Genomic DNA, 17,580 nt, shown 5'->3' on the forward strand with positions numbered 1-17,580 from the left:
TCGTGACTATTCGTATTATTTAAATTCGTGTTTATTCGTGCATTATGATTTTGACTTTAACCGGAAACAAAGCAAAGTTGCAACTAAAATATAGAAAGACGATAAAATGAATACGCTATGTACCGAAAAAGCCGCCGCTACCCCCGCCGTAAGCGGCCCCAGCGTTTGCCCGACTGAGGCGTATGACTGGTTGATGCCCAATATTTTGCCTTGTTCGGCATGGTCGATATTGTCGGCAATAATGGCATTGAGCATAGGGTTACGCAGGCCATTAAACAATCCGTAAACACAAAGACAAATTGCAAAAGGAACCAAAACGGTGAGGAAGCCGGATATGAACATCGCCGCAAAACACAACGCGCTTGACAATAACAGTATAGTGATTTTTGACGGGAAGATCTTTGTAAAAAGCGGAACGCCCAGCTGCGCAATGATCCCGCAAACGCCAAACGAGGCCAGGAAAATGCCCATTGTTGCAGGCGTGATCTTCAAAATATCCACACTAAACGTTTGGAAACCGATGATCATGGTAAACTGTGCCATGGTAAGCATAAAGCCGGTAAAAATAGCCGTACCGATAATCGGGCGTTTTAACGTGGTGATGAGTGAAGCAAACTTAAATTTACTATTGAAGGTTAGCCGTGTTTTTTTATCTGTAAGATTTGTTTCTTTTAGTAGAAACAGGGTGCACAATGTACCAATCAACGAAATGCCCGCAGCAAAAAAAAATGGCGCCTGCGGGCTGATCTTGTTGAACAAACCGCCGATCAACGGGCCGACCACAAAACCAAACGCAAAGGCAGAACTAAGAATACCGAAACGTTTTGCGCGGTTCTGTGGTGTGGCTGTATCAGCCACCATGGCCTGTGCTACCGAAATATTGCCGCCGGTCAGGCCGTCAAGTATCCGGGCGGCAAACAGCAACCATAAGGCATTGGCTTCGGCAAACAACAAAAAGGAAAAACAGGTGCCGGCAAGGCTAATGGCCAGGATAGGTTTTCTGCCCCATTTATCAGACAAGGAACCTAAAACCGGTGTGGCAAAAAATTGAGCGATAGAAAAAGAAGCTGTCAGAACGCCTAATGTGGTACCTGTGAGGCCGAATGTTTTACCATAGGCATACATCACCGGGACGATAATGCCGAAGCCCAGCGAATTGATAACGCATACTAATACTAAAACCCAAAGGTTTTTATCGGTTTTCATGTGCCAGGTTTACGGAAAAAAATTCAAGTCAACAAAAAAGGTTCTGACGACGCAGAACCTTTTTTGTTACAAATATTTATAGTGTCCAAGGATAGTATTACTTTTTCTCAAAATCGGTAGCCGTAGGCAATATGTCGCCTGCTGTGCCAAGTTTGCTATTTTTCCTGCTATATGCAAAATAAATGATGAGGCCGAATACCATCCAGGCAAGGGCGCTTAACTGGGTTCTGCCCGGTAAGCTGATGATCATCCCTGCGCATATCAATATACCTAATATAGGCACCAGCGGCACAAAAGGCGTTTTGAATGGTCTTACCAGGTTTGGATCTTTTTTACGCAGGATCATAACACCAACGCAAACTACCACGAATGCAAACAATGTACCGATCGAGGTTAAGTCGCCGGCAACGCTTTCGGGTAAAAATGCGGCAAACAGCCCCACAAAAATAAACAGAATGATATTGCTTTTATATGGAGTGCTGAATTTTGGGTGAAGATCAGAAAACACTTTCGGCAATAAACCGTCTGTCGACATGGTATAAAACACCCTTGACTGACCCAATAGCATCACTAAAATTACAGACGAAAAACCTGCCAGGATAGCAACAGTTACCAAAGTAGAAAGCCATGCATAACCTGCCATGTAATGGCTGATGGCGTATGCCACAGAAGCTTCTTTACCGGCTTTCATAAAATCGGTATAGGGTGCTACACCTGTTAATACCCAGGAGAACACTACATACAGGATGGTACAAATAACCAATGATCCAAGGATCCCGATCGGCATATCTTTTTTTGGATTTTTTGCTTCCTGTGCTGCTGTTGATACAGCATCAAAGCCAATAAATGCAAAAAACACGATACCGGCACCCCTGACAACCCCACCCCAGCCATGCGTAAAGAACGAGGAGAAGGAATACATTGTACCGTCGGGCAATTTTACTGGTTTTGCATCAGCAGGAATCATATAAGGTGTATGATTGGCCGGATTGATAAACTGCCATCCGATAGCGATAAATACCAAAACGATGGCCACTTTTAAAATAACGATAACACTGTTAACTGTTGCTGATTCCTGGGTACCTTTTATTAGTAATGCTGATAGCAGTAATAAGATCAATAAGGCTGGCAGGTTAATAATGCCATGATGCGATACGCCGTTTGTAATGATCGATTCCATAGGCGAATGGCACCATTCGTACGGTATTCGGTGCCCGAGCAGGTTATTTGCATATTCGCTCCAGCTGATGGACACAGTGGCTGCTCCAAGTGCATATTCCAATATTAACGCCCAGCCAATTATCCAGGCTATAATTTCGCCCATAGTAGCATAAGCATAAGTGTAAGCGCTGCCCGCAATTGGGATAATGGATGCGAACTCTGCATAGCACAGACCCGCAAAAGCGCAACCGATGGCTGCGATAATAAAAGAAATGGTTACAGCGGATCCGGCGTTACCACCAGCAGCAGCAGCAGTTCTAACAAAAAGGCCTGCGCCAATTATAGCTCCAATACCAAGGGCAATGAGGTTCCCTGCACCCAGGGTGCGTTTAAGGGTATGCTCACCTTCGTTGGCCGAAGCAAGCAGTTGTTGAATCGATTTTTTTACAAATAGCTTCATGTTTTAATTAATAAGATCAGTTATAATAATATGAGTTCAGTTTCTCCCCAAACGTACTTAAATTTATTGAAAACATAAAGTGCAGAATGTAACAATGGGATGAGTAGGGAATGCTGAATTAAATTGGTTGGCTAAGCCGACATTCTAATGTTAAAATATATGTTTTAATTTTAATTTGCATTAACTTACACGTACCTTTGAAAAAATAAAACACGTGCCATGACTACAAAACTAACATTGACGTTGGAGGGTGACGTAATTCTATCTGCAAAGAAGTATGCCCGGAAAAATGGCAAAAGCTTATCGGGCATTGTTGAAAATTATCTTAAAACAATTGCATCAGCAACAGATACAGATGTAACTTTATCTCCAAAAGTCAGTAGATTAATGGGGGCAATCAAGTTACCGGAAGATTTTGATCATAAAAAAGAACTCGGCAATATTTTAACTCAAAAATACAAATAGTCCATGAAGCATATCTTTATGGATACCAACGTAGTCATCGACTTTTTAGCTGACAGACGGCCTTTTTCATTGCAGGCTGCAAAAATATTCAACCTGGCTGCTACGGGCAAAACACAAATTTATATCTCGGCTGTATCTTACAACAATATTTATTATGTGCTACGGCAATCGTTAACTAACAAAGCTACAATTAAGTTATTAGAAGGCTTAGAAGAGTTGACAGAAGTGGCCGATGTATCACGGGATGTAATCAAAAAATCGTTGAAAACAGATTTTAATGACTACGAAGATGCTATCCAGTATTATTGTGCTTTAAGCATCCCCAAAATCGATTTCATCGTTACGAGAAACACAAAAGATTTCAAAAAAAGTTCGATACCAGTATTAAACCCGGAAGAAGCGTTAGCATTGATGAGTAACGTGTGATTAAAAATAAATACGCTATTGTTAAGCTACGCCAGAAGAGTTATCATTAACTATCGAATATCTTTAAAAGTTTATAGACAAAAAAGGGGCACTTTTCAGTACCCCTTTTTCTTTAGGCTCTTTTATCAACCTTAATCACATGCGTGATCATTGATCGCTGCTGCAATTCTTTTTGAATGCGCGGGCTGTTAACAGCTTCTTTATGTAAGTGAGGTGCAATTACTAACGAAACGATCGACATCAATTTAATCAGGATATTCATTGACGGGCCTGAGGTGTCTTTAAACGGATCGCCTACGGTATCACCGGTTACAGAAGCCTTATGCGGTTCTGATTTTTTGTAGAACATTTCGCCGTTGATCATTACGCCTTTTTCAAATGATTTTTTGGCATTATCCCATGCACCACCGGCATTGCTCTGGAAAATCCCCATTAGCACGCCTGATACCGTTACCCCTGCTAATAAGCCGCCCAAAACTTCGGGGCCGAAAGCAAAACCAATAATGATCGGGGTGATCAAAGCGATCAAACCCGGAGCAACCATTTCGCGGATGGACGCTTTGGTGGAGATGGCTACACATTTTTCGTACTCAGGCTTGCCTGTGTACTCCATAATGCCCGGGATCTCGCGGAACTGGCGCCTTACTTCTTCCACCATCGCCATAGCAGCGCGGCCAACGGCCGAGATACATAATGACGAAAAGATAAAAGGTATCATACCACCTACAAACAATCCGGCTAATACGTCAGCTTTATAAATATCGATATGTTCGATACCTGCAACCCCAACAAAGGCCGCAAATAAAGCCAGTGAGGTTAGTGCTGCCGAAGCAATGGCAAATCCCTTACCTGTTGCAGCAGTGGTGTTACCTACGGCATCCAGGTTATCTGTACGGTGACGAACTTCTTCAGGTAAACGGCTCATCTCGGCAATACCGCCCGCGTTATCGGCAATCGGCCCGAAAGCATCAATGGATAACTGCATCGCAGTAGTTGCCATCATGCCTGCTGCAGCGATAGATACGCCGTATAAACCAGCAAAATGATATGATCCGTATATACCTGAGGCCAGCACCAAAATCGGCGCTACAGTTGATTCCATACCTACTGACAAACCACCGATGATATTGGTAGCATGGCCGGTTGATGACTGGCGGATGATGCTTAATACCGGGCGTTTGCCCATGGCAGTATAATATTCGGTGATCATGGACATTAAAGTGCCCACAACAAGGCCAACAGCGATGGCGCCGAAGACGCCGTTTTTGGTAAACACGATTGAACCATCTTTTAAACCGCCACCGGTAACTTCGTCACGGATCATATGAAAACTATCAGCCGGAAGCAGCCATTGCACTACAAAATATGTGGCAATAGCGGTTAATATAATCGACATCCAGTTACCGATATTCAAAGCATTTTGAACGCTGTCGGTTTCTTTCTTGATCCGAACAAACGCAGCGCCTACAATGGAGAACACCAGGCCTAAGCCCGCAATAACCATTGGCAGCAATACCGGGGCGATACCGCCAAAATTATCATTGGAAACAATCTCTCGTCCCAAAACCATGGTGGCTAACATTGTTGCCACGTATGACCCGAAAAGGTCGGCGCCCATACCTGCAACGTCACCAACGTTATCACCTACGTTATCAGCGATAGTTGCCGGGTTGCGCACGTCATCTTCGGGGATGCCAGCTTCAACTTTACCAACCAAATCAGCGCCTACGTCAGCTGCTTTGGTATAAATACCACCGCCAACACGGGCAAAAAGAGCGATAGACTCGGCACCTAATGAAAATCCGGCTAAAACGTCAAGCGCTTTTGCCATACCTTCGCCATTTACATTTAAGCCCTGGCTCCTTACGTATAGGGTATAAAAAACAATAAATAACGATCCCAGACCAATGATAGCCAAACCGGCAACACCCAGGCCCATTACAGTACCACCTGTAAACGACACTTTAAGCGCCTGCGCTAAACTGGTACGTGCAGCCTGCGTGGTGCGCACATTGGCTTTAGTGGCGATGCGCATACCCAGGTAACCCGCAAAAGCAGATAAAAAAGCGCCCACAATAAAAGATATTGCGATAACCGGGCTGGACGTTTTTACCGTAGTACCCGAGTAAGCCAGCAACAGACCTGCCACTACTACAAAGTAGCCCAGTATCTTCCATTCGGCACGCAAAAATGCCATGGCGCCATCGGCTATATAGCCAGACAGCTTGGTCATCTCACCGTCGCCGGCATCCTGTTTGGTTACCCAGGCGGCTTTAATGCCCATGAAAACGATCCCGATAAGGCCAAAAACAGGAATTAAATAGATCAAGTAAGTGTTTAATAAATCCATATATAATTTTTAGTGACTAAATATTTTCAATAATATTTTAAAAAGAGTGCAAATATAATTGGTCGGCGCAAATTAGTAAATTAATTTCTTTACAATAGCCTGTCAATTATAAAGTTTTTTGAATAGTTTAGAAACTTTAAACAAAAACCCATTGATGGCAACAAAAACAGTACAAGCAAAATTAAAACATGAACTGGGACTGCTGGATGGCACCATGCTGGTGGCAGGCTCGATGATCGGCTCAGGTATATTTATTGTAAGCGCGGATATCACCCGTAATGTAGGCTCGGCAGGCTGGCTGATAGCCGTTTGGCTGATCACCGGGTTTATGACCATTACCGCTGCGGTTAGTTATGGCGAATTGAGCGCCATGTACCCCAAAGCAGGCGGCCAGTATGTTTATTTAAAGGAAGCTTATAACAAACTGATTGCCTTTTTATACGGCTGGAGTTTTTTCGCAGTGATACAAACCGGCACAATAGCGGCTGTTGGCGTGGCATTTTCCAAATTCACAGCCTATCTTATCCCTGCGGTTAGCGAGGACCATATTTTATACCCATTTAACCATTACCTTGCCAAGGGTGAAGTAAAACCTACTTTCTCCATCACTGCGGCGCAATGCGTTTCTATTGGGATCATCCTTTTGCTTACTTATATCAACACCAAGGGGGTAAAAAGCGGTAAACTCATTCAAAACACTTTCACCATCACCAAGCTTTTAAGTTTGTTTGGGTTGATCATTTTTGGATTTATTGCTTTAAAGGGCGATGTATGGCATGCTAACTGGGCACATGCCTGGGATTTACATAACCTAAAGCCGGATGGCAGCGTAGTGCCCCTTACTATTGCTACTGCGCTGGGTGCTATTGCAGCGTCTATGGTAGGTTCAATCTTCAGCAGCGACTCCTGGAATAACGTAACTTTTATAGCAGGCGAAATGCATAACCCCAAACGCAACGTAGGGCTAAGCTTATTTTTAGGCACGCTCATCGTTACCATTATTTATATATCGGCCAATGTTGTTTATACCGGCGTGTTGTCCATGCATGATATAGCTACTGCCGATAAGGACCGGGTAGCTGTTGCAGCTTCTCACGTGATCTTCGGAAATGCAGGCACTTACGTGATCGCCATTATGATCATGATCTCCACCTTCGGTTGCAACAACGGATTGATCATGGCCGGAGCAAGGGTCTATCATACCATGGCCAAGGATGGTTTGTTTTTTAAGAAAACAGGCACATTGAACAAATTTTCTGTTCCTGAATTTGGCTTGTGGATCCAGGCGCTGGTTGCCAGCGTGCTTTGCTTAAGCGGCCGGTACGGCGACCTGCTGGATATGATCTCCCTGGTGGTGGTTATCTTTTATATTCTCACTATTTTCGGTATTTATATTTTAAGGGTAAAACAACCTGATGTTGAAAGGCCCTATAAAGCTTTCGGCTACCCCGTTCTGCCGGCCATTTATATCATCCTGGGCCTGGCATTTTGTATCCTGCTATTAATTTACAAACCCGAGTATTCGCGTGGTGGTTTGTATATTGTATTAGCCGGAATACCCATTTATTTTATCGCAAAGAGGTACTTGAAAAATGATGATCAGGAAGAGCTGGCTGGCTAGCGTACTTTTTTTTTCGGGGAATTTATTTGCGCAGCCGCTTCAGCAGCATTTGCAAACAGCGTTTAACCGCTTGCAGACCGACAGCCAGTGCCGCTATGCCTCGGTTTCGCTTACCGTTTTGGACGCTAAAACCGGCGAAACCGTATTTGCCGGCAATCCAAATATGGGGCTGGCAACGGCTTCAACCCTGAAAACGGTTACCACCATTACCGCTTTTAATTTACTGGGTAAGGATTTCCAATACCAAACCCAGTTTGGTTATTCAGGTTCAGTAGGCGCTGACGGAACGCTTACCGGCGATGTCATTATCAAGGGAGCAGGTGATCCAACGCTGGGCAGCTGGCGATATGAAAGTTCGCATGAGCACCATATCCTAAGTTTAATGGTAGATGCGCTGCAAAAAGCGGGCATCAAAAAAATTAACGGAAGGATTGTTGGCGACGACAGTATTTTCGGCTCACAATCCATTCCCCCCGGATGGATTTGGATGGATGTGGGCAATTACTATGGTGCCGGAACTTCCGGCCTTACCTGGCGCGAAAACCAGTTCGATATTAAACTCAGGACCGGGAGGATTGGCAGCCCGATTGAGATTGCCCGCGAAGTACCGGCAGTACCTTATCTGGATTTTAAAAGCGAACTATTAAACGCCCCGGCAGGCACCGGCGACGAAGCTTATGCGTTTTTACCGGTTGGCGGCAAACTGATGTACCTAAGGGGAACTTATGCCGAAGATCAAAGTAAAAAAAGTATTTCCGTAGCCCTCCCCGACCCTGCCTATGATGCTGCTTTCCGTTTAGCGGATACCTTAAAACGATTGGGTATTTTGGTAAGCAACGAACCTGAATCCACAGGTACTTTAACCGCTAAAGGCTTGCCGGCGCCGCAGATCGCCACAAACCTAACCACCATCCTTTCACCCCGGTTAAGCCAGATCATTTACTGGCTCAACCAAAAAAGCATTAACCTATACGCGGAGCAATTGCTGAAAACTATTGCCTGGAAAGCCGGCAAACAGCCCTCCACCGAAAATGGCGTGGAGGTACTGCAGGATTTCTGGAAAGCAAAAGGCATAGATCCGCATTCCCTGAATATTTTTGATGGCAGCGGCCTTTCCCCCGGCGACAGGGTAACGACCCTTACCATGGCCGCAATCCTGCAATCGGCCAAAAAGGAAACCTGGTTCCCTGATTTTTATGAAAGCCTGCCTACTTACAACAATATGAAAATGAAAAGCGGCACCATACTAAATGTACTGTGCTATGCCGGCTATCAAACCTATAAAGGCCGCGAACTTTGTTTCAGTATTATGGTAAATAATTTTAACGGATCAAGCCGTGCTGTGAAGGAGAAAATATTCAGGGTTTTGGATGAGTTGAAATAACTTTCCAAGTCTAAAGAAGAACTTTATAGCGTCAGTCTATGAAAAAAATAAAAACACTCTTTGTCGCTTTAACAATTTCATTAGTTTATTCATCATGTAATAAACCTAAAAATTTAACTACCGCAGAAGTGTATAAAATATTAAATGAGATAATTGCTGACAATAACATCCAACTTGACGTGGTCTGTGCCTCCGTTTACACATTGCCTATTTCGGGTGAATGGTCATCAGAATTTACCTCGAAGGATCAAACATTCATAAAAGATCAACAAAAGGTATTTAAAGATTTTAAATTGGAATCTCATAAGCTTAAATCATTTTGGCCGAGAACTGGAAAATTTAAAGATGTGGTTATCGACGAAACTTGTAAAAGTGGTATATTGGATAAATTGTCATTTCCCATAGTATCTGCTGACAGGCAAAAGGTTTTGCTCGAAATAGGTGAAGACTGCAATTGTATGCTTGGCGGATACGACGAGAAAATTTTATTTATAAAGGTAAAAGGTCATTGGAAACGATCAAAATGGTATGATTATTCTATCAGCCAGAACAATAGTAGTAATCAATCCGAAAACAGGTTGTCAAAACAGCCAAAAATTTGAATCACAATAGGATAACTGTATAATTTAGAGCAAAATAGATATAAATTATAGAGTGAATAAAAAGATTCGATGCGAAGTTCTCTGGCTGGCAGGGTGTTTAATTACGGCCTATTTATGCTATGTTTTGATAGCCGGTGGAAGTGCTCTGGATATAAACATGCACGACACTTATTTAGCCGGTGGTCTGTTTGGCCCCAACTTATCATCGGCTTATTTTGTTTTTAGCTACTTTGTTACCATCGGTTTTGGGGTGTACCTGATCCGTACATTATTTTTCAATTTTAAAGTAATTCTGACTGATATAATATTGCTGATTTTCACCGGACTGGTTTTGTGTTTTTTTAATGAATTTTTATTTGTCATTCACCCTCCTGTGCTTAACTCACCTGCAATTGACAACACAGCGCCTGTAAAAGGGCTTTTTTATGGAGGTGATTTAAATTCTTATCTCTGGGGCATCCATATTATAAAAATGCTCCTAATTGTACTTTTGACTTTTACTGGGTTTATGCTCGGCAGAAAGTGGGACAAGGGAAATGTTAAATAGAAAAATGGTTCAAAAACTGCAGAATTTATAAAATCTCCGGACCAGAAAATTCACCAATAATTAAATTTATTGTATTTTTGATATATGAACTTACAAGCTGAAAAACTTGAAGTGGTTAGACTGATATTGGACACTGATGATAAAAACATCCTCAGCGAAGTGAAAGCTTTGTTCAAAAACCGCCGAAAAACAGCGAATAAAAAAGGCGAATTAGATGAATTTTATGATGGATTCAAGAAAGCCATTCATGAAGTTAAATCATCAATAGATGGCAAGGCTGAATTAAAAGATGCAAAAGCCTGGTTAAGTAGCCTTTAGCTCGACCCACTAAATCCCCGATCTGATACTATTAAACGGCAATCCCAAACCATTTGATGGGTATTGGGCGAGTACGCTGTCTTTTATGGTAATATAGTCGCCGTTTTTATCCACCATCCATTTTTCAACGCCGCCGTCCACTATTTTCTGGGGAACGGTGGAAGAAACAATATTCCCTAATCCATCCACTTCAATTACAAAAAGCTGGTCGCGTTTGTCGGTTGGGTCCTTAAATGGGATGATCAGCGTTTTAGCATAGTCATCCACAAATTTGCCAAGTACATTTTTACCCGTGATAACTACCGGCTGTTGTGAAAGTAATGTTTGGGCTTTCGCACTGTCTAACCCAAATTGCTGAAGGCGTACCGCGTTACCGTGATCGTCTTTTAATGAATCGGTTAATTTCACCTGTTTGTCAGCCAAATACCTTATTGATGCGTAGTAACTGTTATCTCCCGCGCTGATATCACTATTGCCGGGCAGCAGGAAATGAATCGCGAGGTTTTTTATTTGCGCACTGTCTGTTTTTATTTTTCCGGCTATCAGCACCAGTTGAGCAGTGGTTAACCGATTAGCAATATGCACATCCAGGGTAATTAGCGTATCGCTTTTAAATTCTTTAGAAATGGTATAATGCGGGATGTTTTGTGCCTTTTTTCCGCACGAAAAAAATAGCATCAACAAACAACAAACCAGTATAGTATAATTCTTTTTTATCATCGTTCTCAAAAATAAAAACCTTTCACCTTTTTCCTTTACCCTCAAATAATCCCATACAAAGTTCCGCCCTTCTCCCCCATCTTATCCACCAGTTTTTCAACCTCCGGATCTTTTTCCAAAACCGGGGCATGGTGTGGCTTGATGCGTGCATCAATGATCAGCGGCCCCTTGCAGCCCCAGTGTTTATTTTCAATAAAGCTGTTGATGCCATAAATATCATGCGACGGGTTGCTCCTTGTAAAGGTAACCCACACAAAATTATTTAGGTTTTGAGCTGTGAAGTCGGCATCATCGCACAAAACCATTAATGGAAGTCCGTCCAGGTCGGTGTCACCCAATTCTTCTTCCAAAATCTCAAAAATCAGCGGGGTATCGCTGTGTTTGATGTTTTTCGGCACCTTAACCGCCAGTACGCCGGGCATTACCATTTTGAAGTTTGCAAACGGGCGGGGCAGTATAAAATCAGCGGGCAATTCTGCCCAAAGTTCTCGCTTAATTTCCCCTGCAACTGCAACGGCCACTTTACTGCCCGAATTAAGGCCGCTGCCGCTGTAATCCAGCGTATCGATACTGGTATTGGTATAAAAATGCAGGTCGCGGCTTAGGTCTATCCGTTGCAGGATATGTTTTAAAAATCCACCGATGTCGTTTACATCAAGCTTTGGGTCATCTTCTTTCGAGGTGATAAAAAGGTATTTTGCCAGGCTCAGCTGTCCTTTACCTAAAATATGGTTGGCTATGGTCAGGATCTCCTGCGGCCTGCGTTCGTTTGAATAGGGCGTATAGCGCTCGCTGCCAATAGCAAACAACAATGGATGCACACCGGCTGCATCAACAGCGTTAACAGCGTGCAGGCCGGGGATTTCCTTCGGGATAGCAGAACCGGTGATCTCGTGAATCAACGCGCCAAAGCTGGTATCTTCCTGAGGAGGCCGCCCCACTACGGTAAACGACCAGATAGCATCTTTCCGGTGATATACGTTATGCACCTTTAACAGCGGAAAAGGATGTTTTAAACTATAATATCCCAAATGATCGCCAAAAGGGCCTTCGGGTTTGTTGTCGTGCGGCATTACTGTTCCGGTGATTACAAAATCAGCATCGGCCGAAATGCAAAAACCTTCCTCATCATAAAAATAACGAAAACGGCGGTTACCTAAAGCCCCGGCGAAGGTCATTTCCGAGAGCCCTTCCGGCAATGGCATCACCGCGGCAACGGGATGCGACGGTGGGCCACCCACAAATATGCTCACCTTCAGCGGCTGTCCTTTGGCGTTGGCTTTGGTTTGATGAACGCCGATACCACGATGCAGCTGGTAATGCAAGCCGATCTCTTTATTCAAAATATAATCGTTACCGGCCAATTGAATGCGGTACATGCCCAGGTTGGCATTCATGATGCCGGGTTTATCTATATCTTCGGTATACACCTGCGGCATGGTAACGAAGGGCCCGCCATCTTTGGGCCAGTTAACAATTTGGGGGATATCGCTGATCCTGCATTTGGCAAAATTGACCTGCGCATTTTTGCCAACCTTCATAGGCAACGCAGATAATGCCGTTAAGGCAACATTGGCATATTTAAAAGGATGTTTGATAGCTTTAAGCGGATCAGATTTGAGTTCGACCAGGGTTTTCACTTTGTCCAGCGAATCCCTGAAAATAAACTTCGACCGCTCCAGCGTACCAAACAAATTGGATACAGCGGGAAACTTACTGCCCTTTACATTTTCAAAAAGGATAGCCGGTCCGCCGTGCTCAAATACGCGCAAATGTATGGCCGCCATTTGCAAATAAGGGTCAACTTCTTCTTTTATCCGGATCAGATGACCATGCTTTTCAAGGTCGGTAATACAGGCTTGTAAACTTTTGTAGCTCATAGTTGATGCCGCAAATGTACGAATTGGGAAGAGGTAATACGGTGGATAAGGTTATGAATATAAAAAAGCAGACAGCGAACGGCTAAAATTTTACCTTTTGTTAATAAACGCAATTACTCGCCTAAATCCATAGACAAACATTAAAGTAAGCCCCTAAAAAAAGTTATTATTACTTTTGCGGCGACAGATAACCGGCTTATTTATATGACCATACTGGTATTTACCCTGATCATTCTTATCGGCGCCTATTTTGCAGGTTTACTTGGTTCATTAACCGGTTTGGGTGGCGGCTTTGTGATCATCCCATTACTGACACTGGTTTTGCATGTCGATATCCATTATGCCATTGGTGCGTCGCTTGTTTCTGTTATCGCTACCTCTTCGGGTTCGGCAGCGGCGTTTGTGAAAGAGGGAATCACCAATTTACGGCTGGGTATGTTTTTGGAGATCGCTACAACCGCAGGCGCCATGTGCGGGGCCATACTGGCAACGCATATCCCAACCAGTTATATTGCCGTAATATTCGGGCTGATATTGATATTTTCGGCGCTGCTTTCATTAAAAAAGAAAGCGGAAAATATAGTACGCGAAAAAAGCTACCTGGCCGAAAAATTAAAGCTCAGCGGCAGCTATCCGGGCAATAACGGAGCAATTGATTACAGTGTAACCCGGGTTGGCGGCGGTTTTGTGATGATGATCTTTGCGGGCATCATATCGGGCCTGCTGGGCATTGGCTCCGGCGCTTTAAAAGTGATTGCGATGGATACCATTATGCGCATCCCCTTCAAGGTATCAACTACTACAAGTAATTTCATGATCGGTGTTACTGCATCAGCCAGCGCGGTGGTTTATTTGCAACGGGGCTATATCAGCCCGGGCCTGTCAATGCCGGTAGTGATCGGTGTGCTGGCAGGCGCATTTACCGGCTCGAAAATATTGGTACAATCAACCTCATCCAGGTGGCTGAGGTATATTTTTGCGATTGTAATTTCGGCGCTGGCGGTACAAATGATCTATCACGGGGTAACGGGAAAAATATAGTTAAATTAGTTGATTAAGTTGGATCGGGTTGATTAGGTTATCAAATGGCGTTTACTTTTTTGATTTTAACTTAATCAACAACTCTCTTAATCAACTCAATCAACTTAAAAACAGACATGACAAAATTTAAAGACAAAGACATGCAATTATTGCTGGGCCAGGTTTTGAGAGCCGGAACAATAATATCCATCAGCATCGTTTTTATTGGCGGCATCTTTTATTTGGTTAGGCACGGTCATTCGATAGCCAATTACAAAGTATTTAACGGCATACCCGATTTTGTGCAGCATCCGTCAGGCATAATTTATGGGATTTTGAATATTAAAGGCCAGGCTATAATCCAGTTCGGTATTGTACTGCTTATAGCCACACCCATCATGAGGGTAGTGTTTTCGACAATCGGTTTTGTGCTCGAAAAAGATTACATGTATGTGGCCATCAGCCTGGTGGTTTTATCCATTATCTTTTTTAGTATGATGACCGGGCGGGCAGGATAATTAACCTGTTGCTGTATCACTCCTGAGTCGGCGCTTGTTCTTAAGTCTAAAGTTAAAAGTGAGAAGTGAGAAAAACGTAAAATTTCGACTTGGGACTTCCGGCAAAAGACTGCAGGCATCAACACTAGTGTCCTGTCAATCATAAATTAACCTATCGTCAATCTATAAGTTCATTGAAGGGAAAAAGCACAAAAAGGGTTTACAAAAGGTTTACACTTTCAGGAATTTAAATTTTGTAAATACCTAACAATAAGATATTTACACATTAAACCATCACAACAGGGTTTACACTATCTTAGATAACATCCTCCAGGCATTTTTAAGCTTTTCTGATAAAAAACCGAACGTCAATTTATTATGGCATGAAACTAGTTCTCTTTACTGTTCAGCCTGTTTTGTTCTTCTTCGTTTCCGGTAGGGTGTGTAATTGTTTTAAAGGTTGTTTTACCGAAGCGGTAAGTAAAGGCCAGCTTCACCACCTGCGTTTCTATTTTATCCACGACTGAAAAGTTCAGGTTCTGGTAATTGGTATTGAACCTGTCTCGCAGGGTGTTAAAAATATCGGTCATGCTTAACTTCAACGTACCCCTTTTATCAAATAGTTGTGTGCTGATGTAACCATCTGCGTAGTAGTTTGCTTTAAACTGGCTTATACCATAAAAACTCGGCGTTTCATAAAACCCGATCAGCCCTGCCGAAATCGAATTACTGATCTTAAAACTCTGACTGCCAGATAAAATAATATCCTTGGTTCCCTTGTTTAAATTGCCGTTTTGCGGATAGGCTACATACCGCTGGTAAGATGCATCCAGTTTAAAATCGGCCCTCCACCAGTTGGTAAATGTTACCGGCGCTAAAAGCCTCAATCCCACATTATAAATAGTACCAAAATTTTTCGGGATATTGATGTTTACCTTAGTGGTGTCATTTTGAACGTAATACCTGAATTCATAGGCTTCGGTGGTAGTATTGCTGTATAAGGTAGCAGCAAATGATTTATTGTGACTATAGGTCAGTTCAATATTCGTTGTGTATTCCGGTCTCAGGCTGGGGTTTCCCGATCGATAATCATACAGGTCGATATAATATAGAAATGGGTTCACATCTTCATAACCGGGCCGCTTTGTAGTACGGTTAAAACTTAGCGAATATTCGTTTTTATCGTCAGCTTTATATGCCATCAACAGGCTTGGTAACAAATCAATATAATTGTAATTAACTACCTGGCCCCAGGTGTCAGAAATTCCTTTGGCTACGGTTTGAACGGCACGCAGTCCCACCGTCAGGTCAAACTTGTTCATCCTGGTTTGGTAATCCGCATAGGCCGCATTAACGTTTTCAGTATATTTAAAGTGATCGCTGTAATTAGGATCGCTGGTGTACACGCCATTTATCAGGGGGCCAAACAACAGGTCGTTAGTGCTAACAACATTGCTAAATTTAAGCCCCGCTTCAAATTTCGATGTTTTCGAGACAGGATCCACAAAATCGATCATGGAAACCATTTGCCGGATATTTGACGGCGATGAATTCTGCAGTAACAATGGCGCACCGGTCGGGTTTCCGGAAGCATCAAAAAAAGTATTTGTTATGTACTCGGTTGAACTTCGGTTATTGGTGGTGTAGTTAATATTCGCAGAAAGCGTTTCCCCCGCGCTATCCAGTTTTCCACTATAATTAATGTTATAGTTTACGCGCGTAATATTTCTATCAGGGCTTGAATTGGCAATTACCGTAGAATCAAAAACCGACTGGTGATAAATTTTTAAAGAGTTATTTTTCACAAAATCATTGTCAGTTAATGAGCCGTTCACTAAAAAACCAATAGTTTGGGTTTTGGACAGGTAAAAATCGGCGCCAAGGCCAAAATTATCGATTGCCCTGCCGACAACGCTTTTATAGTCGGAATGATAGTGGCTTAATATCTCGTTGAAATCCACATCCCGGTCGGTAGTAATGGTATGAAGTTCCTTATTTTTAGTAATGCTGTAGTTTCCAAAGATATTTACCTTGTCAGTACGGTTATTAAACACAATCCCCGCATTGCTTTTATAATATTTACCATAACCGGCCACTCCGGTAAATGAGCCATTAAATCCGGTGTTTTTTCCTTTCTTCAGGATGATATTGATAATACCTCCGCTTGACGCATCGTTTTTTGCGGAACCAGCGGTAATCAGTTCAATCCTGTCGATGGTGTTGGCCTGGATGCCCCTTAAAACGCTCGCAAGATCCTCGCCGGTTAAATTGGCGGGTACATCATTGATAGTGATCAATGCATTCTGACGCCCGATAATGTTGATATTATTGCTGTTATCAACTCTTACACCGGGCGTCTCCCGTAAAATATCAAAGGCAGAATTCCCCTGGGCGCTTAAACTGTTCTGAACATTAAGGATAAGCTTACCGGGCTGGGCTTCAAGTTCAGGGCGGGTGCTGTTTATGGTTACCCCGCTAAGTTTTTGTATGGTGAGCTTTAAAAAAATATCCGGCGTGGTAAAGATCTGCCCGGATTTTACCGGGTAGGGTCCCGAATATAATTTTTCGCAACCGGCTTTGCTTACCAGGATGAGGTAGTCGCCCGCATTGATATTTGCAAATTCAAAAACGCCGTTTATGCCCGCTGCTGCGGTATTGACGATGGAGGAATCTTTATATTTTATCAGGATGATAGTTGCGCCTTCGGCAGATATGTTATTCTCTGCTAATATTTTGCCTCTTATGGCCGTAACATTTACCTGTGCATGTAAATTATAAAAAAAACACGACAGGAACGCTGACAATAAGCACCCGACTAAAAACTTCATTAATAGTTTGTGTAGAAAATATCTATAAAAATTATCCTTTAATTAAATCGCCCACAATATACCAACAATAATTTAGCCGATAAATTTAATGAGCG

15 protein-coding genes are annotated in these 17,580 nt (G+C 42.9%); 9 read left to right on the plus strand and 6 right to left on the minus strand.

Annotation, left to right across the window (positions count from 1 at the left end; all coding sequences use genetic code 11):
* Positions 1–42 precede the first annotated feature (42 nt).
* The gene (locus tag MgSA37_RS20335; protein ID WP_096354527.1) at positions 43–1,206 is read right to left on the minus strand and encodes an MFS transporter; all 1,164 of its coding nucleotides are present in this window, start codon (positions 1,204–1,206) and stop codon (positions 43–45) included.
* A gap of 97 nt (positions 1,207–1,303) precedes the next feature.
* Positions 1,304–2,827 carry an amino acid permease gene (locus MgSA37_RS20340; protein ID WP_096354528.1) on the minus strand — a complete coding sequence of 508 codons (1,524 nt, stop codon included), beginning with the start codon at positions 2,825–2,827 and terminating at the stop codon, positions 1,304–1,306.
* A 219-nt stretch (positions 2,828–3,046) separates the two neighbouring features.
* Here MgSA37_RS20340 and MgSA37_RS20345 point away from each other — a divergent pair, with 219 nt between their 5' ends.
* Complete coding sequence (locus MgSA37_RS20345) at positions 3,047–3,292, plus strand: DUF6364 family protein (protein ID WP_096354530.1); 246 nt, start codon at positions 3,047–3,049, stop codon at positions 3,290–3,292.
* Positions 3,293–3,295: 3 nt separating this feature from the next.
* The gene (locus tag MgSA37_RS20350) at positions 3,296–3,718 is read left to right on the plus strand and encodes a type II toxin-antitoxin system VapC family toxin (protein ID WP_096354531.1); all 423 of its coding nucleotides are present in this window, start codon (positions 3,296–3,298) and stop codon (positions 3,716–3,718) included.
* Positions 3,719–3,830: 112 nt separating this feature from the next.
* Here MgSA37_RS20350 and MgSA37_RS20355 read toward each other — a convergent pair whose 3' ends face one another.
* Positions 3,831–6,068 (minus strand): sodium-translocating pyrophosphatase, encoded by a 2,238-nt coding sequence (locus MgSA37_RS20355; RefSeq protein ID WP_096354533.1) that lies wholly within the window; start codon positions 6,066–6,068, stop codon positions 3,831–3,833.
* 154 nt (positions 6,069–6,222) lie between these two features.
* On the opposite strand from MgSA37_RS20355, the gene MgSA37_RS20360 reads away from it, so the two are divergent.
* The 5 genes from MgSA37_RS20360 to MgSA37_RS20380 all read left to right on the plus strand — a co-directional run bounded on the left by MgSA37_RS20360 (position 6,223) and on the right by MgSA37_RS20380 (position 10,540).
* Positions 6,223–7,689: an APC family permease gene (locus MgSA37_RS20360; protein ID WP_096354534.1), complete on the plus strand. Its 1,467-nt coding sequence runs from the start codon at positions 6,223–6,225 to the stop codon at positions 7,687–7,689.
* A complete protein-coding gene (gene dacB / locus MgSA37_RS20365) occupies positions 7,661–9,073 on the plus strand; it encodes a D-alanyl-D-alanine carboxypeptidase/D-alanyl-D-alanine endopeptidase (protein ID WP_232010696.1) in 1,413 nt (470 codons plus the stop codon). The genes MgSA37_RS20360 and dacB overlap by 29 nt, the downstream gene beginning before the upstream one ends.
* A gap of 38 nt (positions 9,074–9,111) precedes the next feature.
* Positions 9,112–9,675, plus strand: coding sequence for a hypothetical protein (locus MgSA37_RS20370; RefSeq protein ID WP_096354536.1), 564 nt, complete (start codon positions 9,112–9,114; stop codon positions 9,673–9,675).
* Between the two features lie 52 nt (positions 9,676–9,727).
* Positions 9,728–10,222 (plus strand): hypothetical protein, encoded by a 495-nt coding sequence (locus MgSA37_RS20375; protein ID WP_157750658.1) that lies wholly within the window; start codon positions 9,728–9,730, stop codon positions 10,220–10,222.
* An 84-nt stretch (positions 10,223–10,306) separates the two neighbouring features.
* Positions 10,307–10,540 carry a hypothetical protein gene (locus tag MgSA37_RS20380; protein WP_096354538.1) on the plus strand — a complete coding sequence of 78 codons (234 nt, stop codon included), beginning with the start codon at positions 10,307–10,309 and terminating at the stop codon, positions 10,538–10,540.
* A gap of 9 nt (positions 10,541–10,549) precedes the next feature.
* On the opposite strand, the gene MgSA37_RS20385 is transcribed toward MgSA37_RS20380, so the two are convergent.
* Both MgSA37_RS20385 and MgSA37_RS20390 read right to left on the minus strand, forming a co-directional pair.
* Positions 10,550–11,260 (minus strand): hypothetical protein, encoded by a 711-nt coding sequence (locus MgSA37_RS20385; RefSeq protein WP_157750659.1) that lies wholly within the window; start codon positions 11,258–11,260, stop codon positions 10,550–10,552.
* 41 nt (positions 11,261–11,301) lie between these two features.
* A complete protein-coding gene (locus MgSA37_RS20390) occupies positions 11,302–13,140 on the minus strand; it encodes a UbiD family decarboxylase (RefSeq protein ID WP_096354542.1) in 1,839 nt (612 codons plus the stop codon).
* Positions 13,141–13,344: 204 nt separating this feature from the next.
* Here MgSA37_RS20390 and MgSA37_RS20395 point away from each other — a divergent pair, with 204 nt between their 5' ends.
* Positions 13,345–14,181, plus strand: coding sequence for a sulfite exporter TauE/SafE family protein (locus MgSA37_RS20395; RefSeq protein WP_096354543.1), 837 nt, complete (start codon positions 13,345–13,347; stop codon positions 14,179–14,181).
* 116 nt (positions 14,182–14,297) lie between these two features.
* Positions 14,298–14,678 (plus strand): DUF1634 domain-containing protein, encoded by a 381-nt coding sequence (locus tag MgSA37_RS20400; protein ID WP_096354545.1) that lies wholly within the window; start codon positions 14,298–14,300, stop codon positions 14,676–14,678.
* Positions 14,679–15,046: 368 nt separating this feature from the next.
* Here the strand turns inward: MgSA37_RS20400 and MgSA37_RS20405 are convergent, their stop codons facing one another.
* Positions 15,047–17,485: a TonB-dependent receptor gene (locus MgSA37_RS20405; protein WP_096354546.1), complete on the minus strand. Its 2,439-nt coding sequence runs from the start codon at positions 17,483–17,485 to the stop codon at positions 15,047–15,049.
* Between the last annotated feature and the right edge of the window lie 95 nt (positions 17,486–17,580).

The sequence above is a fragment of the Mucilaginibacter gotjawali genome, from assembly GCF_002355435.1.
Taxonomy (GTDB): domain Bacteria; phylum Bacteroidota; class Bacteroidia; order Sphingobacteriales; family Sphingobacteriaceae; genus Mucilaginibacter; species Mucilaginibacter gotjawali.